Source organism: Akkermansia sp. JRP_AM1, assembly GCF_049262625.1.
GTDB lineage: Bacteria > Verrucomicrobiota > Verrucomicrobiia > Verrucomicrobiales > Akkermansiaceae > Akkermansia > Akkermansia massiliensis.
On sequence record NZ_CP118234.1, the window covers coordinates 2,421,907 to 2,448,323 of the forward strand.

Genomic DNA, 26,417 nt, shown 5'->3' on the forward strand with positions numbered 1-26,417 from the left:
CTGTAAGGGTTTTGTAATATGGTTTACGTAAGTTTTCTTACGTGTACTTTATTCATAATCCCTAGCAATATCAAGGTTTGCGTAGGTTTTCTTACAGAAACTGTTGGAGCGGATGATGGGATTCGAACCCACGACATCAACCTTGGCAAGGTTGCGCTCTACCCCTGAGCTACATCCGCTTTGGATGACCGGAGCCTTGCGGCATCCGTGTGGCAGAAAATATATAGGGTTATCCGGATTTGGCAAGATTTTTTTAGAGAAAAATTCATGTTCACCGGAATAGGGCCATGCTGCCGTACCTTTTAAAGAGGACTGATGCTTCTGTGGAAGGAGCGGGGAGGACGGGAAGGTGCCATGCTGCTTTTTCCGGTTGTTCCGGTTTGACTTCGGGGAAGGCGGCGTTTTGTTGCTCGTTCAGTTCCGAGGCCGTTTTGGCTCCATGTTTCAGCAACAGTTTTTCCTTGGCGGCGTCATGGCGGTTCCTGGCGTGGTCCAGCATGGAAATCGTCCCCTATGTACGGCATTGACGTTGGCTCCCTGTTCCAGATAAAATTAACCTGCTCCGTATTGCCGCGGCAGATGGTGTTCTTGAGCGCCGTATCTTCGTTAACCGATCGTTTGCAGCGTGGTTCCGTAGGTTTCAGCAGTTGCTGGGCCTGGGGCATCCGGATGACGGTAAAGGCGTACGGGGTGAATTCATCCGGCTCCGGGGCCAGGCGGTTTTCCGCCACGGCGCGGACGAGCCGCTTGACGTTTTCCGCCAGCAGGTCTTCCGAGTCCAGGCCGGTCTGCGCTTTCAACCGGGCGAAGGCCAGCAGGTTGTCCCTTTTGTCCCGCCATCAGGGGACGCAATCCTCCAAGGGATGACTGTGGTCGGCATCTCGGTGTGGTCTTAACCGGAAGAGCATGTATTTATCCCTTATAACGGCAGAATGGCGTCGGTGTCCGAAATGAAGCGGTTTTTGCGGAAAGAATGTGTAAAATCTTGAAGAACTCCCTGTTTCCATAAAAAACGGGGCTGTTTCGGAAGGCGCGTTTTCCGTGCCCTGGAACAGTCCCGTGAAGAGAGGGAGTCAATGGGAAATTAGTAGCTTCTGGCCCAGAGGACGCGGCGTTCCGTCATGCGGCCGGTGAGGATGCAGGGAGCGGGTTCCCCGCGGCCCAGTTCGCCGAGCGGGATGCAGCGGATGGAGATGCGCAGGCGCTTGGCGAGTTCCTCTTCCTCTTCCGGGGAGCCGTCCCACGGCACCTGGAGCCAATCGGCGTCTCCTTCTCCGGAGAAGTTTTCTTCCAGTTCCCGAAGGGTGGAGGCGGGGCGGATGTGGGCGTCCCGGAAGGCGATGGCCCGCTGAAGCAGAGTATCCTGGATGTTCTGGAGAATGTCCGTGACGGTCTCAACCAGTTCCTTTTCCGGAACAAAGGATTTTTCATTGACGGGCAGGTCGCGCCGCTGGAGGCAGACGGAGCCTTTTTCCAGGTCCCGGGGGCCGATTTCCAGGCGCACGGGCACTCCCTTCTTCACCCATTCCCATTTCTTGGCGCCGCCGCCCAGGTCGCGCCTGTCCACCAGTACGCGGAGCGGCTGGCCATGGAAATTCTTGGCGCGGAGGGTGCGTGCCAGTTCCTCGCAGTGGTCCAGAATGGCCTGGCGGCTTTCTTCCTTGGGCGTAACGGGGATGATGACGACCTGCTGGGGAGCCACGCGGGGCGGGCAGACCAGGCCGTCGTCGTCGGAGTGCATCATGATGAGCGCACCGATCATGCGGGTGGAGACGCCCCAGGAGCTGGTCCAGGCGAACTGCTGGGTATTGTCCCTCCCGGCAAAGCAGATGTTCTGGGACTTGGAGAAGTTCTGCCCCAGGAAGTGGGAGGTTCCGGCCTGGATGGCCTTGCGGTCCTGCACCATGGCTTCCACCGTGTAGGTCTGTTCCGCGCCGGGGAAGCGTTCCGCCTCCGTTTTTTCCCCGGGGATGGTGGGAATGGCGAGCACATCCCGCTGGAAGTCCTCGTAAACCTTGTGCATGGTGAGGGTTTCCTCAATGGCCTCCTCCCGGGTTTCATGGGCCGTGTGGCCTTCCTGCCACAGGAATTCGGCCGTGCGCAGGAAGATGCGGGGCCTCATTTCCCAGCGCATCACGTTGCACCACTGGTTCACCTTGAGGGGCAGGTCGCGGTAGCTGGACGTCCAGCGGGCGAAGGCCGCGCCGATGACGGTTTCCGAGGTGGGGCGGATGACGAAGGGCTCCGTGAGCTCCCCGGTGGGAATCATGCGGGTCTTTCCGGTGGCTTCATCCTTCTGCGCTTCCAGCCTGTGGTGGGTGACCACGGCGCATTCCGTGGCGAAGCCTTCAGCGTGTTCCGCTTCCTTTTCCAGATAGGAAATCGGAATCAGGAGGGGGAAGTAGGCGTTCGTATGGCCGGTGTCCTTGAAGCGCTGGTCCAGGTCCTTCTGGATGAGTTCCCAGATGGCGTAGCCCCACGGCTTGATGACCATGCAGCCGCGCACCTCGGAATTCTCCGCCATGTCGGCGGCCTTGATGACTTGCTGGTACCACTCGGGAAAGTCCTGGGCGCGGGTGGGGGTGATTGCAGTTTGTTGAGACATATTGGATGGTATGTTGAATGGAGCGGGCGCGGCCCGCAAAGGAAGCTCGGAATATTAAAAGGGGGCGTTTCTGTATTCCCGGTAATTGCTGTAGGCGAAGAGGGCCATGAATATGGGAATGAAGTAGCCGTGGAAGAGCTGGAAGCTGAGCAGCCCGATAATGATGGACGTGATGAATCCGGTCATGAACACTTTTTTGGGGGAGCGGATGAATTGGGCGATCAGCTGGCCGCCGTCCAGGGGGTAGATGGGCAGCAGGTTCAGGATCGTCCACCATTCCCCGATCATGATGAGGCAGGAGAGGATGTAAAGCTGGGGGGAGATGGCCGCCGCCGTGAAGGGGCTGATGGCCAGGTCCCAGAAGGTCAGGTTGTGCGCGGTCATGACCGGGGCGACGATGTTCCAGGTAATCCACAGGCTGATGATGCCCAGCAGCAGGGTCATCATGGGGCCCGCCAGAATCATGAGGGCCCTTCCTCCGCGGGTCAGCTGCATGCCGTGGCTGCTCGTCAGGCCGCCGAAGAGTTCCAGAACGATCGTCTGCTGGCCCCCGCCCAGCCTGCGGCCCACCAGCGCGTGCCCCATTTCATGGGACAGGATGGCGACGAAGCCGGCAATGACGAACAGGGCCGGATAAATGAGGCCTTCCACACTGTTGATGCTGAGAGCGCCGCCGAAGATGGCCAGCACCACCCAGAAGCTGGGGCGGATGTAAACAGGTATCCCGAACAGGGTGAAATGAATCATGCGCGAGAGGGTAAGGGCAGATTCCCCTTTTGCCAAGCCCGGAGAATGTGCATGCACCGTTTTGGCGTTGGTGCGGTGCAGGGGATTGTGTTAAAAGGCCTTCATGAGGCTGTTTCCCATCATCCTGTGCTGCGCCGTGCAGGCCGTACGGGGGTATGACGGACCCCCGCCCCTGACGGAGGTGGACGGCCGTTCCCCCATCCGCATGGGTGGGGAATTGCTGGGCGGCTACCGTTCGGACTACATCCACCGCGGGGAAAAGATGGGGCCCAATTCCGTGGAAGGCCAGATTTCCGGCGGGGCCTCCCTGTCGGATTCCTGGGCGGTCAGCGGGGAACTCTTCGCCATCCGCAACTGGCAGGGGCGCAATTTCAGCCAGACCACCCTGCACGGGGAACTTCAGTATTACCTGGCGGACGAGTGTACAGCCGGACTGTTTGTCAACGGGCAGTGGTATGATTCCTGCCCCCTGAAAACCGGGACGGAGCCCGGCCTGTCCCTCAAGTGGAACCCCATGCCGTCCTGGTCCTTCAGCGGCTCTTTCCTGTATGATTCCGGGCAGGAGGGGATGTACTCCCAGTGGGGCGTTACCTGGCAGCCCCTGCTGTGTGAATCCGTCGCCATGGTGAATACGGTTTCCCTGGGGTTTTCCCATGATTACCTGGGGAGAAACGGCTTGAAGGAACTGATGGTGCGCACGGGCGCGCGGTGGGCCGTTTCCGGCAGTCTGCGGTTGGAGCCTTTCCTGGGGTGGTATTGCGGCTACGGGCGGGACGATTTCAAAAAAGTGGTGCTGGGCCTTTGGTGCTCTTACGTTTTTTAACGGGCGGATTTCTCCGGTTTTCCGGCATTTTCCAGTTGCCAAACGGGGAGGCTTGGTCATAATGACCCGCGTATTATGAAGCCTACACTTCTTGTTTTAGCAGCTGGTATGGGTAGCCGTTACGGCGGTCTCAAGCAACTTGACCCGATGGGTCCCAATGGTGAAGTCGTTCTCGACTATTCTGTTTATGATGCCATCCGGGCCGGTTTTGGAAAAGTGGTATTCATTATCCGCCGTGACTTTGAAGATATTTTCAAGGAAAAGGTCGGCAGCCGCTTTGCCGGCAAGATTGAGGTGGATTACGCCTTCCAGTCCCTGGACGACCTGCCTGAAGGCTTTTCCGTGCCGGAAGGACGTGAAAAGCCCTGGGGCACCGCCCACGCCCTGCGCGCCGCCCGCCACGTGGTAAAGGAACCCTTTGCCGTGGTGAACGCGGATGACTTTTACGGGGCGGATGCCTTTGTGCAGGCCGCCAAGTTCTTGACCTCCACCACGGATGAACCCGGGAAGGCCCATTACGGCATGATCGGCTATCCGCTGAAGAACACCCTCTCCGACAACGGGGACGTGAACCGCGGCATCTGCTCCATCAAGGAAGGCCTGCTGGACGGCGTGGAGGAATTCGTGAAAATCCAGGCTGATGAAGACGGCGTGGTGCGCGGCAACAACCTGAAGGGCGAACGCCTGCCCGTGGACCCCGGCGAACTGGTTTCCATGAACTTCTGGCTCTTCTCCCCCTCCTTTATTGAGCTGACGGAAGACCGTTTCATTGACTTCCTGAAGGAACACGGCCAGGAACCCAAGAGCGAATGCTTCATTCCCACCGTGGTGGACGCCCTGATTCATGAAGACCGCGCGGACTGCGCCGTTCTTCCCACCTCCTCCACCTGGTTCGGCATGACCTATCCCGGGGACAAGCCCATGGTTGTGGAAGGCATCAACAAACTCATCAAGCAGGGCGTATACCCTGAAAAGCTCAACTAAGCCTCTTTTCCCATGCACGATCTCAAGGCTGTATCATCCCTGTTCGATCTCCGGGGCGACTTCGTCCACGGTTACTCCTACGGCAGCGGCCACATCAACGACACCTACTGCATCTGGGTGGACCAGGCGGGGCAGCGCCTCCGCTACATCCTCCAGCGCGTGAACCATAACGTGTTCAAGCAGCCCATCCCCCTGATGGAAAACGTGAAGCGCGTGACGGACCACGCCCTGAAGCGCCTGAAGGAGGAGCAGTGCCCGGAAGCCTACCGCCGCACCCTCACGCTGGTTCCCTCCGTGGACGGCAAGCCGTACGCCCTGGACGCGGACGGCAACTGCTGGCGCGTGTACCCGTTCATTGAACGCGCACGCACTTATGACCAGATTGAAACCACCAGGCAGTGCCAGGAAGCGGCGCGCGCCTTCGGCGAGTTCCAGAAGCTCACGGCGGACCTTCCCGGTGAACCCCTGTTTGAAACCATCCCCGATTTCCACAACACCACTTCCCGCCTGGCGGCTCTGAAAGAAGCCATCCAGTCCGACCCCCTGGGCCGCGTGAAGGAAGTGCAGAAGGAAATAGACTGGTACCTTTCCCGTGAGGCTGACTGCCATCTGGTGGTGGACTACCTGAAATCCGGCGAACTGCCCCTGCGCTGCACGCACAACGACACCAAGCTGAACAACGTGATGCTGGACGACGTGACCGGGGAAGGCATATGCGTGATCGACCTGGACACTACGATGCCCGGCTCCGCCATTTACGACTTCGGGGACATGATCCGCACGGCCACGTCTCCCGCCGCGGAAGATGAAAAGGACATCTCCAAGGTCACGATGCGCATGTTCATGTTTGAGGCCCTGGTTCAAGGTTACCTGAGCTCCGCCAAGAGCTTCCTGACGCCCCTGGAAAAGAGCCTTCTGCCGTTCTCCGGCAAGCTGCTCACGATGGAATGCGGCATCCGCTTCCTGACGGACTACCTGTCCGGAGACGTGTACTTCAAGATTCACCGCCCGGAACATAACCTGGACCGCTGCCGCACGCAGATGGCCCTGGTGGAATCCATCGAGGCGCAGATGGATGAAATGAAGGCCGTTGTGGACCGCTACTAACCAATACCTACCAACATCGGAAAAACACATGAAGATTCTCGTAACCGGCGGCGCCGGATTCATCGGTTCCCACATTGTGGAACACTATCAGGACAAGGCGGAGGAAATCCGCGTGCTGGACAACCTGCGCACGGGCTACCTCAAGAACCTGGACGGGCTCAAGCACACCTTCATTGAAGGCTCCATCTGCGACCGCGAACTGGTTCGCCAGGCGGTGCAGGGCGTGGACTACATTTTCCACATGGCCGCGCTCGTCTCCGTGCCGGAATCCATGAGCAAGATCAGCGAGTGCATTGACATCAACGTCAACGGCCTCCTGAACGTGCTGGAGGAAGCTTCCGCCGCCGGGGTTAAGAAAATCGTGCTGGCGTCTTCCGCCGCCATCTACGGGGACAACCCCACCGTGCCCAAGCTGGAAACCATGTACCCGGAACCCAAGAGCCCCTATGCCATCACCAAGCTGGACGGGGAATACTACCTCAACATGTTCCGGGCGGAAGGCAAGGTCAACACGGCCGCCGTGCGCTTCTTCAACGTCTTCGGCCCCCGGCAGGACCCCAAGGGGGCCTATGCCGCCGCGGTGCCCATTTTCATTGAAAAAGCCGTCAAGGGAGAAGACATCACCGTGTACGGCGACGGCACCCAGACGCGCGACTTCATTTACGTGAAGGACATCGTGGGGGCCCTCACCTTCGTGGCGGAGCATCCGGAAGTCACCGGCGTGTTCAATGCCGGGTACGGCGGCCAGATCACCATTGAAGAACTGGCGCAGAACATCATCAAGGCCGCGGGTTCCTCCTCCAAGGTGCTCCATGCTCCGGAACGCGCCGGCGACGTGAAGCATTCCCGCGCCTGTGCGGACAAGCTCCGCAACGCCGGGTGGCAGCCCAAGCACACCCTGCCGGAAGGCCTGGCGACAACGCTGGAATACTTCAAGGGAATTCTGGGCAAGTAACTCTCCGGAATTTCCGGTTCATCATCATTCAGGGACTGTCTCCGCTCCTGCGGCGGAGACAGTCTTTTTCATGCCGGAATGGCTCATGTATGACAAATTTCGCCGATGCTATCATCTGAATCATTCAAAAAGACATTTTGCCATAATGGGAATGGCAGAAGCATAGCATTCCGATAGGAATGAAAATTCATTCATCATCAAGCAGGTTTCCCGGAATGAGGCAATACTTTGCAGCTACAATAAGATGATTGGCGGAAGTTGATATTTCGTATTTGTTAGAGAAAAAGATTTCTTACAGGAAGGGCGGTCGCCGGGATTGAATATCATTGACAGGAGGAAGGGTTAATAATAGAGACCAAAAACGATATGCATCCCTTCAGAAGTACTTCTGCCAATCATCTAGCTGCGTTTAATGATCCCTATCTTGAACTGGTCATGGCCCGCCGGAAGGAGGAAGCCCGCTGGGGATGGATACCTTTTGCCGCATTCGTCTCCTTTTTATTCGTGTACCGTATCTTCGGCTTGTTCATGCCGAGCAATGATGCGGACGGCTCGGAACCCTGGCTTTTCGTGCTGGCGCTGGCAGGCTGGGGGCTTCTGGCGCTCATCCACATGATTGTGCTTCCCATCTGGATGCTGATCGCCTCCCTCCGTTACTGGGAGGTGAACCGCAGGATGCTGGCGGTGACGGGGCTTCTGTTCAGTATTCTTGCCCCTGTCTGCATGGTTCTGATGCTGTCCTGCTGGTCCGTGTCCGGTTAAAGCGGGGCTTGACCGTTCCACTGGACGCCGCGGGGAAGGGGCATTCTGCGGCGTGAGTCCGGTTGCCGCGGGCTCCCCTGGCTGATGGCCGTTTGGCGGGGCGGGTAATTTCTTCTCCTCTCTTTTTCCTCCTCTTTCTGCGGGGAGGGGACGGCGTTCCCTCCGTGAAACTTGCCGGATTCCGGGGATTGGCCTTTTCTCCGGTCTTCCCAGCGGGTAAAATACCTCCAATGGATCTGTTCAGTTTACAGGAAGCGGACGCGAGAGAAGGCTTCGAGCCTGGAGCGGATATGTCCGCCATGCCCCTGGCCGCGCGCATGCGTCCGCGCACTCTGGATGAAGTGGCGGGACAGAGGCACCTGCTGGCGCCGGGAAAGCTGCTCAGGCGCGCGATTGAAACGGACAGGTTCACCTCCCTGATTTTTTACGGTCCTCCCGGCTGCGGGAAGACCACCCTGGCCGCCGTCATCGCCCGGACGACGAACGCCCATTTCATGATGCTCAACGGGGTGGAATCCAACGTGGCGGACATCCGGGAGAAAATCGCCCAGGCGCAGATGAGGATGAGCATGCACGGGCGGAAAACCGTCCTCTTCGTGGATGAGCTGCACCGATTCAACAAGGCGCAGCAGGACGTCCTGCTCCCCCATCTGGAAAAGGGAACGGTCAGGTTCATCGGCGCGACGACGGAGAACCCCTACTTTGCGATCAACTTCCCCCTGCTGTCCCGCTCCCAGGTTTTCCCGCTGGAACCCGTGCCGGAGGAAGAGCTGGCCGCCCTGCTGAAGCGTGCCCTGGCGGACGCGGAGCGCGGGCTGGGAGCCTCCCGCGTGGACATGGAGGAGGAAGCCCTGAACCACCTGGCCGCCAAGGCGGACGGAGACGCCCGGAAGGCCATCACGGCTCTGGAAGTGGCCGTTCTGTCCACCCCTGCCGGGGAAGACGGCGTTATCCATGTGAACCTCTCCGTAGCGGAGGAATCCATCCAGCGCAAGGCCATCAAGTACGACCGCCTGGGAGATTCCCATTACGACACGATTTCCGCCTTCATCAAGTCCATGCGCGGCTCTGATCCTGACGCCGCCCTGTACTGGCTGGGGATGATGCTGGAAGCCGGGGAGGACATCCGCTTCATCGGGAGAAGGCTGGTCATCGCCGCGTCGGAAGACGTGGGGCTGGCAGACTCCAACGCCCTGCGCGTGGCGCTGGACGCGGCGCGCGCGGCGGAAATGATCGGCATGCCGGAGGCGCGCATCCCGCTGGCGCACGCCACCGTTTACCTGGCTACGGCCCCCAAGAGCAATTCCGCCTACATGGGCATCAATGCCGCCATGGATGACGTGCGCAACGGAAAAACGCTGGCCGTGCCGGAGCACCTCCGGACGCCCACGCGCAAGAAGCTGGCCGCCGCCGGCGGTGCGGACGCCGCCAGGCTGGAATACCTGTATTCCCATGATTACCCGGAACATTACGTCCCCCAGGCCTACCTGCCGGAAGGCCGCGTTTACTACACCCCCACCGGAAACGGGCTGGAACTGCGCATCAAGGAGCGCATGGAATACCGCCGCAAGCTGGCGGAAAAGATCCTCCACAAGACAAAAGACTAGAAAAACTACCCTTAAATATCTGTCTCGTAACAGTGTTTAGAATATATTTTATACCGCCGTATTTTCAATATATGGATGAAATTAAGTGTAAAATATAGTGATTTTGACGAAGAATTAAAAAAGAAGGTTAGTTTTACCTTCATACATGTAAGTGTCTGTTAGATGCAATAGATTCAAATTTTCTTTGAGTATCTAACAAAAGGTGCCTGCAAAAAAAGACTTTTTGGTTCTCTCCTGCGGATAACATTATTTTTTACTAGTCGTCACCAAAAATTTCATCGAAAGTAGCAACATTGCCATCTTCATCTGTTGCCCAACTAATATCTTTTTGGTTTTCTATTAGTTCGACGGCATATTCTACGTCATCAATCTCCTCTTCAATTATATACTCCATTATTTCTTCAAGGCTTACTTCACTTTTCACGAACCTCTTAGCCTCGCCAAGCACCTCTTCTGCTTGAGCTTTTGAAAAACCTCTTTTAGATATCAAGTTATCAATCCATAGGTTATTATCCATAACAACTATAGATTACTAGATAAATTATTAAAAAGCAAGCCATCATTTGGATGGCTTGCTGTGTTAAAATATTAGAAAATACTGCAAACGGTCCTTAAAGAGATCACTCCTTGGTCACGATGATGTCGCAGTCCGCGTCAAACCAGCCCTGGCCCTGGCAGTCGAAGACCAGGTCCGGCTTTTCGGAACCGGAGAGGCGCAGAGTGAATTCCCGGCCGTTTTTGTCCTGCTGGTCCTTGGGCAGTTCGCTGACCACACGGCTGCCCCTCATGAAGCGGGGATTGCGGATGTTGCAGCCGCCGCTGTTCATCTTGAAGGTGATCTTGTAGTTGCCGGGGCCGTTGAGCATGCTGCCGATGTTGACGCGGGTGGGCGTAAATTCCGGGCGCAGGTCATAGCCCGTGAAGCGCGGCTCCTTGAGGGTGACGGGTTCCGTCAGGAAGCGGTAGTAGTTCTGCGCGCCTGTTCCCATCAGAGTCTTGGGGGAGATTTTGGCGATGTCCGCCAGGGTTTTCAGCGCCTGGTCCTTTTTCCCCTCGCTGCGGTAGAGCCAGAATCTGGCCGCCATGACCTGCTGTTTTTGCAGGGGCGTCAGGCCGGGGATTTTGAGCTGCTTGTCCACATAGGCATGGGCGGCCTTGTAGTCCTTCTGGCCGCCGTTTTTGCCGGAGTCTTCCACCATCCGCTGCACCTTTTCAATATAGGGCAGGTGCTTGAAGGTGTATTTGAAGTGCATGCCCCTGGTGTCTTCCGGGTCCGCCTTCTTGATTTTTTCCAGAATGTCCTTCCTGGCGGAGGCCGCGTACGGGGAAGCTGCTGGAGGCCTTCCCCGTAGAGAAGGGCCGCGTTCGCGCCGGAAGAGGCGTCCGCCTTTTCCCACAGGGCATTGGCCTTTTCCTGCTGCTTCACGGCTTCCAGCGCCTGCTTCATGACAGCGGGCAGCGTTTCCTTGGAAACGCCTTCGGACAGGAAGACCATGCCGCCGGCGGGGGAAACCACCTGGATGGCCGGGATGTTCCAGATTTCACCGGGAGGCTTGGGCAGCTTCTTTTCCTCTTCCGTCATTTCCTCCCGTTCATCCTGGATGCACCAGAGGACGGGTTCCGGGGAGTCCTTGGCCAGGTGCTCCACGGCGCGGGTGACTTCGCGCGATTTGGGGGACCAGTCCGTGCCGGCCCACACGACGATCATGTATTTGTTGACGGTTTTGGCCTCGTCCTTCACGGCGCTGTAGGCCGGGAGGGCCGCCTGGACGGGCGCGGACAGGAGGAGGGCTGCGGCCAGCAGGCCGGGAACGATGTTGAGATGATGAAACATGGCGTTAATGGAAAAGGGTGCAGGGGTTATTTTTCGTAAACGAGGATGTGGCGCAGGTGCATGAATTCCGGCTGGGCGTTCTTGGCTTCCACCTTGATCCACTTGGCCTTGGTGCCTTCCGGAGCGGTGATGACCCATTCCTTGGGCATGTTTTCCGTGGCGGCCAGGGGGAACCAGGTGGCTCCGTCCGTGGAGGTGGAGACTTCCATCTTCTTCATCCGGTCTTCATTGCCGTTGCGCTTGGTGACCACCAGCCCGGCCAGGTTCACGCCATTTTTCAGTTCCACAATGACGTTGGGGTTCGCTTCCTTGTCCGTATGCTGGGAGCCGCCGCAGGGGCGCAGCAGGTTGATGTGGTCCCACGGGCTGTCCCACTGGCAGGTGGTGGAGCACCTGACCATGCCGTCCGCGGGCACCAGCTTCCAACCCTGGGGGATGGCGGCATTGACCGTGTTGGCAGACGTATCGGCGTCAGAGAAGGAGGCGGCCGCCTTGCTCAGGGTCTGGAAGGCCGGAATGGAGCGGGCCATTTCCGTGGCATAGATGGCTTTGCCGTAGGCTTCCTTCAGCTTCTTGGGATCGGGAGCTTTTCCGGAGGCTCCGGCTTCCCCCGTCTGCTGGGCTACCTTGGCGAAGGCGTTGGAGAAGACGTCCGCCTGGCCGTTTTCCACAAAGGTTTTCACGGCCCATTCCAGCGCCTGGCCGAAGTTGGTGCCGTCCCCCGTTTTCAGGTGCGTGGAGAGGACCGTTTCCAGATAGGCCGCCTTTTCCTGCGGATTGGTCAGGAAGGCGGACTGGGAGTCCAGCACGGGCTGGAATTTGACCGCCCAGGAGGTGGGAGTGGTGGCGATGGTTTCATGCAGGTCCCGGAACCAGGCGATCCGGTCTTCGGACGGGATGTCCATCAGGAACTTGTTCTGCACGTCCTTCAGGATGTCGAACGCGGCAAAGCCGTTCCCCTTGTAGTGGGAGAGGGCGTCCTTGGCGTACACGTACCAGTCGATGGGCTGCATGCCTTCCTTTTCCATCAGCAGGCGCTGAAGCTCCGTGCGGAAGAACGGGTGCAGCGGGGTTTGCTTGAGCGCTTCCCCCAGGCCTGGATGGCCTTGTCCTTGTTGCCGGCGGCTTCGTCCAGGCGGGCCTGCGCGGCCCACAGGTAGGCCTGGTCCGCCTTGGCGTTGTCCGCAAAGACGTTTTCCATCAGCAGGTAGGAGGTGGGGGCCTGGCTGCCGAAGATGTGGTTGTGCATGCCTCCGTCCGGTCCGCCGAAGCCGCCTTTCCATTCCCCGCGCTTCACGCGCACCGCATAGGCGCAGTGGCCGGGCTGCCCCACCGGGTAGGCCGGGATGCCGTGGGCCTGGGCCGCCATGGTGCCGAAGTAGGAGAGGCCGCCGCAGACGCCGCCGATGACTTGAGTGTTTTCCGCGGAGGTGTTGACGTCGCGCCACGGCACGTAGAAGAGGGGCCCCTGGATGGTGTCTCCGAAGAAGTTGTTGCCCGTGTAGGGGGCGGCCCAGCAGGCGTCCGTATAGCGCCGCCAGGGGAGGTTGACGTGCTCATTGCTCCATTCGTAGGATTTGTCGTCCCACGTATGGCCCACGACGAAGCGCATTTCCCACGGGCGCAGCTTGATGAAGCCGGGATGCAGCTTGTTTTCCTGATGCAGTTTCTTGAATATCTGGTAACGGCGCACCGGGTTGCTGTTGGCGGAGTTGGTTTTCAGCTTTCCCGCCATGGGGCCTGTGGAAAAGACGGAGGCAAGTCCGGTGGCGAGGGATTGGTAGTCCCGGAAGTCCGCGTTTTTACCGTCCGCCTTCCAGATGTCGGAAAGGATTTGAAGCCCTTCCGGGGAGTTTTCCGGAATCAGGCCCGCGCCCAGGTAGAGTTCCACCCACGCCGGGTCCTGTAAAAAGGCCTTGATGAAGGCCGCGTCCTGCGGGCTTTTGGAGAAAACGGCCTTCACGTTGTCCGGTCCCGTGACGCGCAGGAGTTCGTGAATGTTCAGCAGGTGGCGGTATTGCTTGTCCTGAAGCAGTTTTTGCCCGGATTTGGTTTGTTCCCCAGCCTTCAGGAGGGAGGAGCGGAGTTCCGTTTGCAGCCCGGCAAAGTCGCCCGCGGCTATTTTCTGCGCCAGGGGGGCAGGAAGCTGGCCGGCGGCGGACGGCGCTTCCGTTTCAGGTTCCGTCAGATCCTGCGCCATGCAGACGGGTGCGGCGAGCAGGGCGGTGCAGAGAAGAAGGTGTGAAATATTCATGTGGAAAAGCTTGTTTAAGGATAGCGGAAAAAAGGGGCCGGAGCCAGTTTGTTTTCCGACTTACTACGGCGCCGGAACAGTATTTTTATCATGCGCTGCGGAGCATTTTTCAGCACAAATGGTCGCAGAGCATTTTGACGCCCAGGCCGATGAGGATGAGCCCGGCCCCCGCTTCCAGGTGGAACGTGGGGAAGCGGTGCAGCCGCCGGGTCAGGAAGAAGCCTGCCGCCGTGCACAGGAAGGTGGTGAAGCCGATGGCGGCGGCGGGAAGAAGAACGGCGTGGAGGGTGGGGGTGGTGCCGCACTGGGCGGAGGAGAGATAGATGCTGACGCCCGCCACCAGCGCGTCTATGCTGGTGGCAATTCCCACGGCCAGAAGAGTGGGCAGCGTCAGGCTGGTGACGTGGGGCATCTGCTCTTCTTCGTTGCGGTGGTTCCAGCCCTCGCGGATGACGTTGACCCCCAGGAAGGTGAAGACGACAAAGCCCAGCCAGTGGTCCCAGGCCGCAATGTACTGGTGCACGGTTCCCGTGAGCAGGAAGCCAAGCACGGGCATCAGGAATTGTCCCGCCCCGGTGGAGAGGGAAAGCTTGATTCCGTTGCTCAAACGTTTTTGCTTAATGAGCAAGCCGTAGGAGAACGCCACGACGAAGGCGTCTACGGAGAGGGCAAAAGCCAGGAATAACAAGTCGGCAAGCGGCATGCTCATTGCGGAGAGGCACTCTAGGACATCCCCGGGAAAAAGCAATTTTTTTGTTCCACGCGGTTTTTTCCGGGTTCCGGGTGCATGGGAGAGAGAAGAATCGGCACATTCCCCATGAGGGACTGCCCAAATGCATGGAAGTCTGTTGTAGAGAGACTTTCCCGTTTTTCGTCAGGAGATTCGCCTATGCAATATTACTCTTTTCAAATGCAAAAACTGCTGAATAACAGCCTTTGCGTGATCGGGGGATCAGTTAATTTGGCGTTGGCGGTTTCTTTTACGCCCAGGTGCAGTAATTCAACGGAATAGCGATTGTCATGAAGAAGATAATGAGAATGGGAAAATTCGTGGTGTTCTCTGTTTTTAGAATTTCCCCTTGATAGATAAAAATTTTGTTTATTCATTAATTTACTCAAAGTCAATATTTTAGATTACTTGCATATTTTCTTGCTTAAGAAAATGAATGAGACGGTAAAAAGTAATGCGGCAATAGATGAAAATATAATAGAAAATGTGCTATGGAACCATTCATCAAAACACAGTTCTCTAAGTCCGGAACATACACATAATACGTTGAAGATAGCTACACTAACGAGAATAAATTTCATTTTCAAAGGGTATTAAGCGAAGTAATTTAATCCTGAGTAGTGAAATTCTCAAGCATAAAGGCCTGAAAATGTTTCTGCAGGAGCCGTAAATTTCCCCCAATGATATTCCCGGCGCTACGGCTCCATAAACTGAATGCTGGAAGAGGGACATTTCTTCCGTCCGTCATGCGGTGAAGAAGAAAGGAGAGGATTACTTGCAGTATTTTTTCATGTAGGGCAGCACGGCGTTTGCCCAGATGGCATAACCCTTTTCCGTAAAGTGCAGGTTGTCCCTGCTGATGCCGGGCAGGAGCTTGCCTGCGGGGTCCAGAAAGCGCTTGTTGATATTGGCGTAGGTGGTGCGGGGCAGTTTGCACTGGGCCAGGACGGCATTGATTTTGTCATTGTGCTGGCGCAGCTTGTCCTGCGGCCCCGTGCCGCGGGGGAAAATGCCCAGCAGGAGCACATGGGTGTCCGGGAACCTGACCAGCAGGTGCTCCACGGCGCCCAGAATGCCCATGGCCGTTTTTTCCGGAGCTTCCCCAGCCTTGAAATGGCCGGTGTTATTGGTGCCGATCATGACGATGCAGAGTTTGGGTTCCGTCTGGGCCGGTATGCCGGAATCCGTGATTCGGTAAATCAGGTTGGTGGTCTGGTCTCCGGAAATGCCGAAGTTGCAGGGATGGTAGGGTTTGAATTCCTTTTCCCATACTTGCTTTCCTTCTCTTTTCCAATAGTCCGTGATGGAGTCTCCCAGGAAAAGGACGCCGCAGGGATTGTTTTTCACCTGCTCTACCTGTTGTTCATACTGCTGCCTCCACCATTGGGGTTGTTCCCGCGGCAACGGGAGCGGGGGGACGGCAGGTCGGCCGCCGTCGCCATGGAGAGGGAGGCCAGGAGGGAGAACGCAATTGCACGCAAGGTTTTCATTTACTTTCATAGTATACGCATGTTTTTTTTAAAACGTTACATAAAAGTTGTTGTTTTTTTCCGCTTCTGCTGTGCGCTGGCAGCTCTTGCGCCGGGGCGTTCCCCCTTGCCAGATTCCGGGGGGTGGTGTAGCTTGTGACGGTATGAGTGAGGTATCCCTGCAGCATGGAATGGCGCGCCAGATGGCCGCCTCCCAGTCCATGCAGGCCGGGATGCAGATTCTCCAGGCCTCCGCTCTGGAATTGAAGCAGCTTCTCCGCCACGCGCTGGAGACCAATCCCATGCTTGAGGAATTGCCGGACGCTTCTCCGGAAGCCCTGGAGGACGGTCCGGACGGAGACGCCTGGAATGAGCGGGAGGACGGCTGGAACGAGTTTACGCCGGAAGGCCGCCCATCCGCGGAGGCCGCCGCACGCCGCGATTTCATGTATGAGTCCGTGGTGGCTCCGGAATCCCTGAAAACCCATTTGACGGACCAGGCGCAGCATTCCGCGCTGACCGGGCGCGCCCGGGACGCCCTGTTCCTGCTGATTGACGCCCTGGACGACCGCGGCTTCCTGACGGAGTCCCCGCAGGAGCTGGAAGAACGGGAGTGCTTCAGCATGAGGGATATGGAGGAAGCCCTGGACGTGCTGAGGGGGATGGACCCTCCCGGCGTGGGAGCGGCGGATTTGAGGGATTCCCTGTTGATTCAGCTTGAACAGCGCGGCTTGAAGCGTTCGCTCGCCTTCCGCCTGGTCAAGCGCTGCTGGCGGGAGCTGGCGGCGCACAAGTATGAGGAGGCCGCGCGCCTGCTGGACGTGGAGCCGGAAGCCGTGGCGGAGGCTCTGGAAGTGATCCGCAGCCTGACGCCGGACCCCGGCTGCGCCTATGCTCCCGGCGGCAATCCCCATCTGCTGCCTGACGTCATCGTGGAGGAAGGGCCTTCCGGGGGTCTGGATGTAGTCCTCACTTCCGAGTACCTGCCGCGCCTGTCCATGAATGAACGGTACATGGAGCTGATGGCGGAGAGCTCCGGCAGCCGGGAGCTCCGGCAGTATCTCCGCAAGGCATTCCGGGAAGGGCAGGAACTGCTGCGCGCCCTGGACATGAGGCAGGAGACCGTGCTGCGCCTGGCCCGCGCCATCGTGCGGCGGCAGGAGGATTTTTTCAGGTTCGGGCCGTCCCGGCTGAAGGCCATGGGCATGGAGGAGGTGGCGGAGGAAATGGGGGTGCACGTGTCCACGGTTTCCCGTGCGTGCCGGGACAAGTACCTGCTGTGCAAGTGGGGGATGAAGGAGCTAAGGGCCTTTTTCAGCGCGGGCGTTCCGGCGGAGGGGGGCGCTTCCCTGGGCGGAGCGGGCGCGGAGGCCGTGGCGTCCGGCGCCGTTCAGGAGCTGATGCGGCGGTTGATTGCGGAGGAAGATTCTTCCAAGCCCCTCAGTGACGCCAGGCTGGCCGCCGCGCTTCAGGAGCAGGGGGTGAACATCGCCCGCCGCACGGTGGCGAAGTACCGGGAGCAGATGAAGATTCTGCCCGCCTCCCTGCGCCGGGGGATATGACAGTCCACTATATTTTTTAATGGTTTATTGATAGTTTATTATCAATAATTTATGTATTGTTCTGCGGGAATGCTTTCCCTGTTTTTATTTCCGGAGGAAGAGGCGGTTGACTGCTGCGGCTTTGGTGCTATAGTCCCCGCTTTATCGTGATGCGTACATTTACCTGGCCTATTGCCCTGCTGCTGGCGGGGCTTCTTTTTCAGACGGTGGCGTTTGCCGTTCTGAATACGGTGGTTCCGCTGTGGATGGAACAGTCTGACGCCGCCACCTGGGAGGCCGGGCTGGTGGGGGCTTTTTTCTTTCTGGGGAACCTGGCGGGCACGCTGATGGCCGGCGGGGTGATCCGCAAGGCCGGCTTCAAGGGGAGCTACCAGTACGCGTGCGTTTTATGCGCGGCGTCCACCCTGCTGCTGCTTGTGTTTCCAGGCGCGCTGGCCTGGAGCGGCCTCCGGCTGCTGACGGGGATAAGCTGCGCCCTGGTCTGGGTGGTGGTGGAGAGCGCCCTGCTGAGGGCCGGAACACTGAAAACCCGCGGCATTCTTCTGGCCTCCTACCTGGTGGTTTATTATCTGGGAACGGTGCTGGGCCAGCTCCTCCTGGGCTGGTTTCCCAGCGACATGTCCCTGGTGGTGACGGAGGTATGCGTTCTGTCCGCAGTGGGCATGATTCCCCTGCTGTTTGCCCGCCTGGAGTCTGATTCCGCGGGCGCCCTGTCTTCCACCCATGTGGAGGTTCGGACGCTGCTCAAACGCCGCAGCGTGTTTCTGGGCGTGGTGGGGTGCGTGATTTCCGGCGTAGTGCTGGGTACCATTTACTGCCTGATGCCCCTGTTCCTGAAACACCAGGGCATGAACCACTCCTCCGTGGGGTACTGGATGGCCCTGCTGATTGCCGCGGCTATTCTGGGCCAGTGGCCCATGGGACGGCTGGCGGACAAATACGGGCGCGCCTTCGTCATGAAATGCCAGTCCCTGCTGGTGGTGGCCGCATGCGCGGGGCTGGTGCTGAAAGGCGGCCTGATGGCCCCCTCCCTGATCGCGCTGGGGCTGGCGGGTTTCTCCCTGTACCCCGTCGCCATGGCCTGGGGGTGTGAAGAGGCCTCACGGGATGAGCTGGTGACCATGAACCAGCTTCTGCTGCTGAGCTACTCCATTGGCACGCTGGCCGGGCCTTCCCTGACCTCCTTCCTGATGCAGCGGTATTCCGACAACTGGATGCCGATGGTCATTGCGCTGGTGGCGCTCTCCTTCATGCCCGTGCTGATGCTGGGCGGCGGCCACGGAAGAAGAAAGCTGTCCCGGTAAAAGAAGAGGGGGAGAAAGAGGCGTCAGGGTTTTTTCTGGTCCGCCGCGGCGTTTTTCTCCGGTTTGGGCACGTCATTGTCCGCCACCTGGTGAATCATGTCCGTCAGGGCGTGCACATAGTCCTCCGTATGGGAATCCGTAATGGCGTACTTGCACAGGCATGAGACCGTGGGGATGCCCAGCGCCGCGTAATGGCGGTCATTGCCCGCAATGGCGGAGGGCTCCCGGTGGAAGGTGGGGGAGCCTGCTCCCAGGATTTGGTGAAGGGAGTGGCGCACTGGCCCGCGAATTCCTTGCCGCGGAGCGTGGTCATGAACAGCACGGCTTCCTGCGGGGATTCCGGTTCCGGCTGTTTCTGCTCCGCAGCGGCGGCCAGTTCCTGCGGTTCCAGGTTGATCATGCCCAGGATGTTGGCCGCGCCGATGCTGCCGCTCAGGGTTTTGGCGTGGACGGAGGCTCCTGAGGAGGCGGATGCGGGTTCCGCTCCGTTCGCATACGCGACGAAGTAAATGTTGTGGTTGGTGGGAATGTCCTTGAGGCCCCTGGCCGTTTCCAGCAGCAGGGCCGCTCCGCTTCCGTTGTTGAGCCGTTCGCTGGAATCGTAATTGGCTCCCACTACGATGCTCTGGTTGTTGGAATACAGTCCGGGCTTGTAAACCAGGACGTTGTAGATGGCGGTCCCCTTTTTCGCATCCCCTCCGGAAACGGGCTGCAAGGTGACGGCATAACCCATGTCCGAGAAGCTTCCGGCGATGTATTTGGCGGCGGCTTCCATGGATTTGGGCTGCCGGGCGTTTCTGGGCCCGATGTCTTTTTGCAGGACTTCCGTATGCTTTTCCATGCGCGCGCCCAGGCTCCGCGGGGTATCCGGGCCGCCGGAGGAGGAAGCGGGAAGGAGGGTGCAGGAGGAGAGGCCGGAGGCCAGCAGCAGGAATCCGGCGGTCAGGGCGGCGTGTTTGTGAATGCGGGTCATCTCTTACAGGGTTTCAACGTAATGCAGTTCACGGGCAATCTGGGCGGCCAGGGGAATTTTCAGATGGTCCGGCAGGACGCTCCACGTATAGGTTTCCACCTCCAGGTGGGGGTTCAGGCCCGGATGGCTGCGGAGGAAGGCGTGCGTTTTCAGGATGAAATCCTCCGTGCCCCGCAGGGGCGGTTCCGGGGAGGCGTACAGGGGAATGTGGTAATGAATGCGCCATTGGGAATCCCGCGTTTCCTCCGCGTAATCCCGCCCGTAGGCCAGGGCGTTCGGCAGGTCCGGGAAAAGCATGGTTCTGCCCCGGTGGAGGATGCTGGTCTGGTGGAAATAAACGCCGTCGTCAAACTGGCGGAGGCGTTCCAGGTCTTCCTCCCCGCGTATGCGGCATTCCAGGGCGTTGGAGAACTGCACCTTGCAGAGGGAGATGTTGTTTTCCTCCCAGGCGGAGAGGGTGTCTGCCGGTTCCTCCCGCAGGATGGCGAAGTGGCAGGTGTCATACGTCAGCCCCAGGTGGCGTTCAATGAGTTCGGGGCGGCGGGAGTGGTTGCGCAGGCCGTTGAAAAAGCGGATGGCGCCCTCCGTATCGTGGAAATGGCCGAATGGCTCCGGCTCCAGCCCAAGCTGCATCAGGCGTCCGGTCTGCCTGCTCAGCACGTCCAGGAATCCGCTCATGGCGTCCAGACGGGAGAACATGCGCTCCTCCTCCGCATGGAACCAGCTGTGGGAGGCGGGGAGCGTGCTGACGGTCAGCCTGTCTGCGTTTTCATCCCCGATGCGGGCCAGGATGCGGAACAGGTTGCAGGTGTATTCAAAACGTTCCGGCGTGGTCCAGTCCGGCTGGAAAACGTGTTCCTTCACCCGCTGGCCGTGAAAGTTCCCGTAGGGAAAGCCGTTGAGGGTTTCCACGCGCGCGTTGTGTTCGTCCAGCCATGCTTTCAGGGCTTCCACGGCGTGCGGCGTTTCCAGCAGTTCCGCTGCCGCCCTGGCGGACAGGCGCAGGCCGATGCCCAGGGGGCGGTCCTTCAGGGGGAATTCAGTGCGGCCAGTTCCTGCCGGATGCGGGGAACGTGGGTCTGGAGGGCTTCCCGGGTTTCCGCCCAGGATTCGGCGGGATGGATGTTGGTGCAGTAGGAAAGCATGGCGGGGCAGTATGTGCTGTTTTGGGGAACGGCGTTCCACTCCGGGGGAAAATGGTGGAAAATGCGTGCGCATGGGACGTTCCTCAAGCCTACATACGGTTCCGCAGTGAGGAAAAATTTCATGGAATTGCGGCTTTTGGCGTCATCCGGAAGCGTCCTTTCCGGCGGAAAGAATGGCTTTGAAAAGGCTCCGGATATATGGTAGTATCTTTCCGTTATGCGTCCGTTCTTCTTTCTCCTTCTTGGTGTTCTGTTCCACGGGGACGTCCTGCGCGCGGCGGAGGAATCAACGGCATGGAAATCCTCCCTGGTCCGGTTCAGCCGTCCGGCGGAATGGAAGGAGACGCGGCCCCAGAAGGGAACCGGGGACAACTCCTGGGCGAAGGACGCCACGCCGATCGGCAACGGAAGAATAGGAGCGCTCATTTACGGAGGCGTGGAAAAGGACCGCCTGGAGCTGACGGAAATCAGCATGTGGTCCGGAGGTTTTTGCAGTGCGGAAGCCAAGGACAAGGGGCCGGATTCCGTCAAATTCGGATCCTACCAGCCGTTCGGCACGCTGGAAATCACGTATCCGGCAGCAGAGAACGTGCAGGATTATAAAAGGACGCTGGATGTGGCGGAGGCGCTGGCTTCCGTGTCCTACAACTCCGGGGGAGTCCGTTACCGGAGGGAGTATTTCGCCAGCGTTCCGCACCAGGTGGTTTCCATGACGGTGCAGGGGGACAGGCCCCGTTCCGTGGAAGCCTCCTTCCGCCTGGCGACCTTGCATCCTCAGGACAGGATTACGGCCACGGCCGGAGGGGGCAGGGGAATGATTCTGATGCAGGGTTCCCTGAAGAACGGATTGACCTATGAGGCGCGCATTGCCGTTCTTCCCAGGGGTGGAAGTGTCACGGCTAACGGCGGCTCCATCACCGTCCGGCGGGCGGATTCCTGCCGCGTGCTGGTTTCCCTGGCTACGGATTACGTGCTGGACGCTTCCCGGAACTGGAAGGGGGAGCCGCCCCGCAAGAGGAATGACGCCGTTCTGGCCCGTGCGCTCAAGGCGGCTCCGGAGCAGTTGAAAGCCGCCCACCGGGGCGCCTACGGCAAGCTTTACCACCGCGTTTCCCTGGACCTGGGAGAGACGGAGGACGCCACGGCGGAACTCCCCGTCAACGAGAGGCTGAAGAGGTACAGGCAGGCGGTGGACGCCGGAAGGGACGCCCGTGATCCCGATCTGGAGGAACTGGTGTTCAACTTCGGCCGCTACGTCATCCTTTCCTCCTCCCAGCCGGGGAATCTGCCCGCCAACCTCCAGGGCCTGTGGAATTACAGCCTGATTCCGCCGTGGGATTCCGACTACCACAATAATATCAACATCCAGATGTGCTACTGGGGAGTGCTCCCCTCCAACCTGGCGGAATGTTATGACCCGCTGGTGGATTACATCCGGGAAATGGCGCCCGCCGCGCGTAAAATCACCCGGGAGGAGAAAGAGTTCAGGACGGCTGGCGGCAAGCCCGCTCCGGGCTGGACGTCCAGGACGGCCCAGAACATTTACGGGGGCCAGGGATTTAAATGGAACAAGCCCGCTTCCGCGTGGTATGCCCTGCATCTGTGGGAACGCTACCTGTTCACGATGGACAGGGAGTATCTGAAAACGACGGCTTACCCGATGATGAAGGAAATCTGCCGTTTCTGGGAAAGCCAGCTCAAGCCCCTGCACGCGGGAGGAAGCAACTTCCGGACGGAGGACAGGAAGGTGACGCCGGAAATAATCTCCCGGGAGTTGAAGGACGTGAAGGAAGGAACGCTGGTGGCTCCGATGGGCTGGTCCCCGGAACACGGCCCCAGGGAGGACGGCTGCGCGCATGACCAGCAGATCGTGTGGGAATTGTTCCATGATACCGTACAGGCCGCGGAAACCCTGGGCGTGGACATTGCCTGGAGGAAAGAACTGGCCGCCAAGAGGGATTTCTGGCCGGTCCCAGGGTGGGGGAGGACGGCCTGCTGCTGGAATGGATGATCGCCCGCAAGCCGGGCGGCTCCTGGGACCCGCGCCACCGGCACACCTCCCACTTGTTTGCCGTTTATCCCGGCAGCCGGATCAGCCCGGAAAAGACGCCGGAATGGGCGGAAGCCGCCCGCAAATCCCTGCTGGCGCGCGGAACCACGGGGGATTCCCGCCGTTCCTGGACCTGGGCGTGGCGCGCCAGCCTCTGGGCGCGTTTTCTGGACGGGGAAAAGGCTTATGAGATGATTCGGGGCATGATGCGCCACAGCATGATGGACAGCCTGTTCACCACGCATCCGCCCATGCAGGTGGACGGAACCATGGGCATCGTGGCCGGCTTTGCGGAGATGCTGCTCCAGTCCCGCACCGGCCGCCTGCATCTCCTGCCGGCGCTGCCGGAAGCCTGGAAAAACGGGAGCGTGCGTGGGCTGAAAGCCCGCGGCAACATTACCGTGGACATGGACTGGAAGGACGGCAGGGTAACGCAGTTCCGCCTTTCCTCCCCGGTGGCCCAATCCGTCAAGGTGGCCGCCAATGGCACGGAAAAGACGTATGAACTGACGCCGGAGACGCCCGTCAAAGGCAGTTGAGGAATCTTCAGAACGGTTCAGGACCGATGTCTCTCACGCCGTTACAGCTGTTTTTCAGCAGGTACAGCCTTGTTTCTGTTGTAAGGTGCCCCATTTGCCAAGGGAGTAATGCGCCCGCTGATGCCTGGATGAACAAAAGGGCTTGTGCCTGTAACGGGAAGTCGGGGCATGGAATGAGTTTTTGACATTTCCACAGGCGGATATTAAAATTAGTAGAATGGAAGATGCGCCTTTGAATACGGATTTTATCAATTTAACGGCGGACAATCTGGCCAGTGAACATTTATGCTGCATTATCCGCAGCCGGGCCCCCCATCCGGGCGTTGAAGCAAAGCGGCAATGGCTTTCCGGCCGGATCAGGGAAGGCCACGTCTTTAGAAAGTTAAATGCCAAGGGAGTGGTTTTCATTGAGTATGCCCCTCTGGAGACGGCCTGGGTTCCCATCCTTGGGGACAACTACTATTATATATATTGCTTGTGGGTTTCCGGCAGCTACAAGGGGAAAGGGTATGGAAAATTGCTGATGGAATATTGTCTGGCTGATGCCAGGGAAAAGGGCAAATCCGGCGTTTGCATGCTCGGAGCTGAAAAACAGAAAGCGTGGCTTGCCGATCAATCCTTTGCGAAGAAGTTCGGCTTTGAGGCGGTGGATGCTGCCAGTCATGGCTATGAACTGCTTGCTCTTTCCTTTGACGGAACAACGCCGAGGTTTGCGCCGAATGCCAAAAAGGGGAGAATTGAGAGCCGGGAGCTGACAATTTATTATGATATGCAATGCCCCTTTGTGTATCAAAACATTGAGATCATAAAACGGTACTGTGGAGAGAACGATGTTCCGGTATCTCTCATCAGGGTGGATACGCTGCAAAAGGCAAAGGAATTGCCCTGCGTCTTCAATAACTGGGGCGTGTTTTACAAGGGGAATTTTGAAACGGTGAATTTGTTGTTGGACGTCGCCAATCTAAAGAGAATCCTCAAGAAATGAGTTGAGCCGGTGCTTTCATAAATTATTCAGGCTGTGCGGTTGCACCTTCCGGGTGCAAGGCATTCTTCCTTTCCTGCCTTTTTCACTAACAGCAGGCAGGGAACCAATGCTTATTGCGGGTTTTCATGCTCCGTCTTTATGAACGTGAGCGCCCGTTCCATCAAGGAACAGGGGGGCTGCCAATGGAACAGCCTGCCTCCTTTTACCCCTGCAACCGCTGTTCACGCCAATAAAAAACAGGCACGCCTTGCAGCGGCCTGTTTTCTGAACGGGGAATCCGCTCCGGCCTGGAAGCCCGCTGTAAAGGCGGAAAAGCTCCAGGCCGGATGGGGAATGAGTTTTTTACTGAACGATGCCCAGCGGGGCGGTCGTCTTCCAGTCTCCGCGGGTGAAGTCCGGGAACACCTGGGGCATGCCGCCCTGGGCCACGGAGTATTCGGAAAGCTCGGAGACGGAGGACCAGAAGGCGCCTTCGTATACGTTCTGGTCCATCGGTTCGCCCTTGCGGAGGCATTCGATGATGCGGTAAAGCATCACGAAGTCCATGCCGCCGTGGCCGCCCATCTTCAGGGCCAGCGGGCCGACTTTCTTCCAGAGCGGGTGATCGTACTTTTCAAAAATGGGGGCCAGTTTTTCGTTGCCTTCAATCCATTCGTGATAGTTGCCGTTGCCCAGCTTTTCACCGGCCACGCGGGTCGGGAAGCCGGCCAGCGTGCCCAGGGTGCCCTGAATGAGGTTCAGGCGGGAGTAGGGGCGCGGGCTGGTTTCATCCCATTCCACCAGGATGGTGCGGCCCATGGTGGTCTTGATGATGGAGGTGTTCATGTCGCCGCAGGCGAAGTCCAGCTTGTTCCACTTGTGGTCCGCCGGGAAATTCTTCTTGGCATAGGCGGCGCGGCCCAGGGCCGGGCTGGAGAAGGAAACGAGCCTGCCGAAGCAGTCGTCCTTGCGGGCCAGGTTCATGTACTGGGCGATGGGGCCGAGGCCGTGCGTGGGGTAGACGTTGCCATTGCGCTTGGCGTAGTGGTAGGTTCTCCAGGAGCCGGTGCCGCGGTCCACCTGCTTCATCTGGCCGCGCAGTTCGTGGATGTAGGCGGCTTCCCCGTACAGCAGGTCGCCGATGACGCCCTGGCGCACCATGTTCAGGTACATGAGTTCTTCACGTCCGTAGTTGACGTTTTCCATCATCATGCAGTGCTTCCGGGTTTCCTCGGAGGTATTGACGATTTCCCAGAGTTCCTTGATGGAGACGGCCATGGGGACTTCCACAAAGGCGTGGGCGCCCATTTTCATCACGTCGCAGGTGACGCGGCAGTGCCATTCCCAGCTGGGGCAGACGATGACGGCGTCCGGCTTGACTTCCTTCATCATGCGCTTGTAGTCTTCCGGGCCGTTCGTGAAAATGGGAGGGCGCTTGCCCGTCTTCTTTTCCACCAGCGCCGCGTTGCGTTCCGCCCAGTCCTTGTACAGGTCGCAGATGCCGACGACTTCCGCGCCTTCAATGACGGCCATCTGGCCCACGTGCATGGAGCCGCGTTCACCTACGCCGACGAAGGCCACGCGCACCTTGTCCAGCTTGGGGGCCCTGAAGCCGCCCATGTAGATGGCGCCGGGCTTGCGCGGGGGCCACGTGGTCATGGGACCGATGTTGTTCGGGTCCGGAACGATGATCTTTTTGGGAGCCAGGGGAGCTACTTCCTGGGCGTTGGCGAAGGAACCGGCAGCCAGGGCGCCAGTAGCCAGACCCAGGGTCTGAAGGAAACGACGGCGTGATGATGAATTATCCATGGATGGTAATTATATGGAAGGATTTGAGTCCTTAGTTTGCCATACATACCCGGACTTGAGAATCTTTCTTTCACGGATGGTGCAAAAAATGCATTCTCCTGCGGGAGAGAGGTGCTCCGCGCCGGAGGCGTCAAAAGAGGGGAAGGCAGGCTCCTTCCGGGAGGCGGGCATGAAAAAGGCCCCATTCCTGCCGC

The 26,417-nt window shown here is 58.8% G+C and carries 25 protein-coding genes and 1 tRNA gene; 11 read left to right on the top strand and 15 right to left on the bottom strand.

Annotated elements, in window-relative coordinates:
• Window positions 1–104 precede the first annotated feature (104 nt).
• The 5 genes from PVA48_RS11595 to PVA48_RS11615 form a co-directional block, all read right to left on the bottom strand.
• Window positions 105–179 (bottom strand) — tRNA-Gly (locus tag PVA48_RS11595).
• Window positions 180–271: 92 nt separating this feature from the next.
• Window positions 272–499 carry a hypothetical protein gene (locus PVA48_RS11600; RefSeq protein WP_102728023.1) on the bottom strand — a complete coding sequence of 76 codons (228 nt, stop codon included), beginning with the start codon at window positions 497–499 and terminating at the stop codon, window positions 272–274.
• Window positions 471–800, bottom strand: a complete 330-nt coding sequence (locus PVA48_RS11605) for a hypothetical protein (protein WP_102728024.1) — start codon at window positions 798–800, stop codon at window positions 471–473. Before PVA48_RS11605 ends, PVA48_RS11600 begins: the two co-directional genes overlap by 29 nt.
• Window positions 801–1,084: 284 nt before the next feature.
• Window positions 1,085–2,605, bottom strand: a complete 1,521-nt coding sequence (gene proS / locus PVA48_RS11610; protein WP_102728025.1) for a proline--tRNA ligase — start codon at window positions 2,603–2,605, stop codon at window positions 1,085–1,087.
• Between the two features lie 54 nt (window positions 2,606–2,659).
• Window positions 2,660–3,352 carry a site-2 protease family protein gene (locus PVA48_RS11615; protein WP_102721397.1) on the bottom strand — a complete coding sequence of 231 codons (693 nt, stop codon included), beginning with the start codon at window positions 3,350–3,352 and terminating at the stop codon, window positions 2,660–2,662.
• A 103-nt stretch (window positions 3,353–3,455) separates the two neighbouring features.
• Between PVA48_RS11615 and PVA48_RS11620 the strand changes: the two genes are divergently transcribed.
• The 6 genes from PVA48_RS11620 (at window position 3,456) to PVA48_RS11645 (ending at window position 9,590) form a co-directional block, all read left to right on the top strand.
• Window positions 3,456–4,175, top strand: a complete 720-nt coding sequence (locus tag PVA48_RS11620; RefSeq protein WP_102728026.1) for a hypothetical protein — start codon at window positions 3,456–3,458, stop codon at window positions 4,173–4,175.
• Window positions 4,176–4,250: 75 nt separating this feature from the next.
• The gene (locus PVA48_RS11625; protein ID WP_180972565.1) at window positions 4,251–5,159 is read left to right on the top strand and encodes a nucleotidyltransferase family protein; all 909 of its coding nucleotides are present in this window, start codon (window positions 4,251–4,253) and stop codon (window positions 5,157–5,159) included.
• Between the two features lie 12 nt (window positions 5,160–5,171).
• Window positions 5,172–6,266, top strand: a complete 1,095-nt coding sequence (locus PVA48_RS11630; protein WP_102728027.1) for a phosphotransferase enzyme family protein — start codon at window positions 5,172–5,174, stop codon at window positions 6,264–6,266.
• Window positions 6,267–6,294: 28 nt separating this feature from the next.
• A complete protein-coding gene (locus tag PVA48_RS11635; protein ID WP_102728028.1) occupies window positions 6,295–7,221 on the top strand; it encodes an NAD-dependent epimerase/dehydratase family protein in 927 nt (308 codons plus the stop codon).
• A 435-nt stretch (window positions 7,222–7,656) separates the two neighbouring features.
• A complete protein-coding gene (locus tag PVA48_RS11640; protein ID WP_102726724.1) occupies window positions 7,657–7,983 on the top strand; it encodes a hypothetical protein in 327 nt (108 codons plus the stop codon).
• A gap of 230 nt (window positions 7,984–8,213) precedes the next feature.
• A complete protein-coding gene (locus tag PVA48_RS11645; RefSeq protein WP_423231771.1) occupies window positions 8,214–9,590 on the top strand; it encodes a replication-associated recombination protein A in 1,377 nt (458 codons plus the stop codon).
• A 256-nt stretch (window positions 9,591–9,846) separates the two neighbouring features.
• Here PVA48_RS11645 and PVA48_RS11650 read toward each other — a convergent pair whose 3' ends face one another.
• From PVA48_RS11650 to PVA48_RS11680, 7 genes are all read right to left on the bottom strand, one after another.
• On the bottom strand, window positions 9,847–10,107 hold the full coding sequence (locus PVA48_RS11650; RefSeq protein ID WP_102728029.1) for a hypothetical protein: 261 nt from the start codon (window positions 10,105–10,107) through the stop codon (window positions 9,847–9,849).
• 103 nt (window positions 10,108–10,210) lie between these two features.
• On the bottom strand, window positions 10,211–10,789 hold the full coding sequence (locus tag PVA48_RS11655; protein WP_423231772.1) for a hypothetical protein: 579 nt from the start codon (window positions 10,787–10,789) through the stop codon (window positions 10,211–10,213).
• Window positions 10,699–11,424, bottom strand: a complete 726-nt coding sequence (locus tag PVA48_RS11660) for a hypothetical protein (protein WP_423231773.1) — start codon at window positions 11,422–11,424, stop codon at window positions 10,699–10,701. Before PVA48_RS11660 ends, PVA48_RS11655 begins: the two co-directional genes overlap by 91 nt.
• A 26-nt stretch (window positions 11,425–11,450) precedes the next feature.
• Window positions 11,451–12,452, bottom strand: a complete 1,002-nt coding sequence (locus tag PVA48_RS11665; RefSeq protein WP_423231774.1) for a discoidin domain-containing protein — start codon at window positions 12,450–12,452, stop codon at window positions 11,451–11,453.
• Window positions 12,452–13,678 carry a hypothetical protein gene (locus PVA48_RS11670; RefSeq protein ID WP_423231775.1) on the bottom strand — a complete coding sequence of 409 codons (1,227 nt, stop codon included), beginning with the start codon at window positions 13,676–13,678 and terminating at the stop codon, window positions 12,452–12,454. The genes PVA48_RS11665 and PVA48_RS11670 overlap by 1 nt, the downstream gene beginning before the upstream one ends.
• Before the next feature lie 109 nt (window positions 13,679–13,787).
• Entirely contained in the window at window positions 13,788–14,387 is a 600-nt protein-coding gene (locus tag PVA48_RS11675; RefSeq protein ID WP_102729619.1) for a manganese efflux pump MntP family protein, read from the bottom strand.
• Between the two features lie 792 nt (window positions 14,388–15,179).
• The gene (locus PVA48_RS11680) at window positions 15,180–15,755 is read right to left on the bottom strand and encodes a GDSL-type esterase/lipase family protein (protein WP_423231776.1); all 576 of its coding nucleotides are present in this window, start codon (window positions 15,753–15,755) and stop codon (window positions 15,180–15,182) included.
• 286 nt (window positions 15,756–16,041) lie between these two features.
• On the opposite strand from PVA48_RS11680, the gene rpoN reads away from it, so the two are divergent.
• Together rpoN and PVA48_RS11690 are read left to right on the top strand one after the other, a co-directional pair.
• Entirely contained in the window at window positions 16,042–17,439 is a 1,398-nt protein-coding gene (rpoN, locus tag PVA48_RS11685; protein ID WP_102728034.1) for an RNA polymerase factor sigma-54, read from the top strand.
• 149 nt (window positions 17,440–17,588) lie between these two features.
• On the top strand, window positions 17,589–18,743 hold the full coding sequence (locus PVA48_RS11690; RefSeq protein ID WP_102726718.1) for an MFS transporter: 1,155 nt from the start codon (window positions 17,589–17,591) through the stop codon (window positions 18,741–18,743).
• A gap of 103 nt (window positions 18,744–18,846) precedes the next feature.
• Here the strand turns inward: PVA48_RS11690 and PVA48_RS11695 are convergent, their stop codons facing one another.
• Together PVA48_RS11695 and eboE are read right to left on the bottom strand one after the other, a co-directional pair.
• Window positions 18,847–19,716, bottom strand: a complete 870-nt coding sequence (locus PVA48_RS11695; RefSeq protein WP_423231777.1) for a hypothetical protein — start codon at window positions 19,714–19,716, stop codon at window positions 18,847–18,849.
• Between the two features lie 3 nt (window positions 19,717–19,719).
• Window positions 19,720–20,748, bottom strand: coding sequence for a metabolite traffic protein EboE (gene eboE / locus PVA48_RS11700; protein ID WP_423232526.1), 1,029 nt, complete (start codon window positions 20,746–20,748; stop codon window positions 19,720–19,722).
• Window positions 20,749–21,078: 330 nt separating this feature from the next.
• On the opposite strand from eboE, the gene PVA48_RS11705 reads away from it, so the two are divergent.
• From PVA48_RS11705 to PVA48_RS11715, 3 genes are all read left to right on the top strand, one after another.
• A complete protein-coding gene (locus tag PVA48_RS11705) occupies window positions 21,079–22,872 on the top strand; it encodes a glycoside hydrolase family 95 protein (protein WP_423231778.1) in 1,794 nt (597 codons plus the stop codon).
• The gene (locus tag PVA48_RS11710; RefSeq protein WP_423231779.1) at window positions 22,839–23,450 is read left to right on the top strand and encodes a glycosyl hydrolase family 95 catalytic domain-containing protein; all 612 of its coding nucleotides are present in this window, start codon (window positions 22,839–22,841) and stop codon (window positions 23,448–23,450) included. Before PVA48_RS11705 ends, PVA48_RS11710 begins: the two co-directional genes overlap by 34 nt.
• 232 nt (window positions 23,451–23,682) lie before the next feature.
• Window positions 23,683–24,435 carry a GNAT family N-acetyltransferase gene (locus PVA48_RS11715; RefSeq protein ID WP_102728037.1) on the top strand — a complete coding sequence of 251 codons (753 nt, stop codon included), beginning with the start codon at window positions 23,683–23,685 and terminating at the stop codon, window positions 24,433–24,435.
• 342 nt (window positions 24,436–24,777) lie between these two features.
• Here the strand turns inward: PVA48_RS11715 and PVA48_RS11720 are convergent, their stop codons facing one another.
• On the bottom strand, window positions 24,778–26,223 hold the full coding sequence (locus PVA48_RS11720; RefSeq protein WP_022397076.1) for a Gfo/Idh/MocA family protein: 1,446 nt from the start codon (window positions 26,221–26,223) through the stop codon (window positions 24,778–24,780).
• Between the last annotated feature and the right edge of the window lie 194 nt (window positions 26,224–26,417).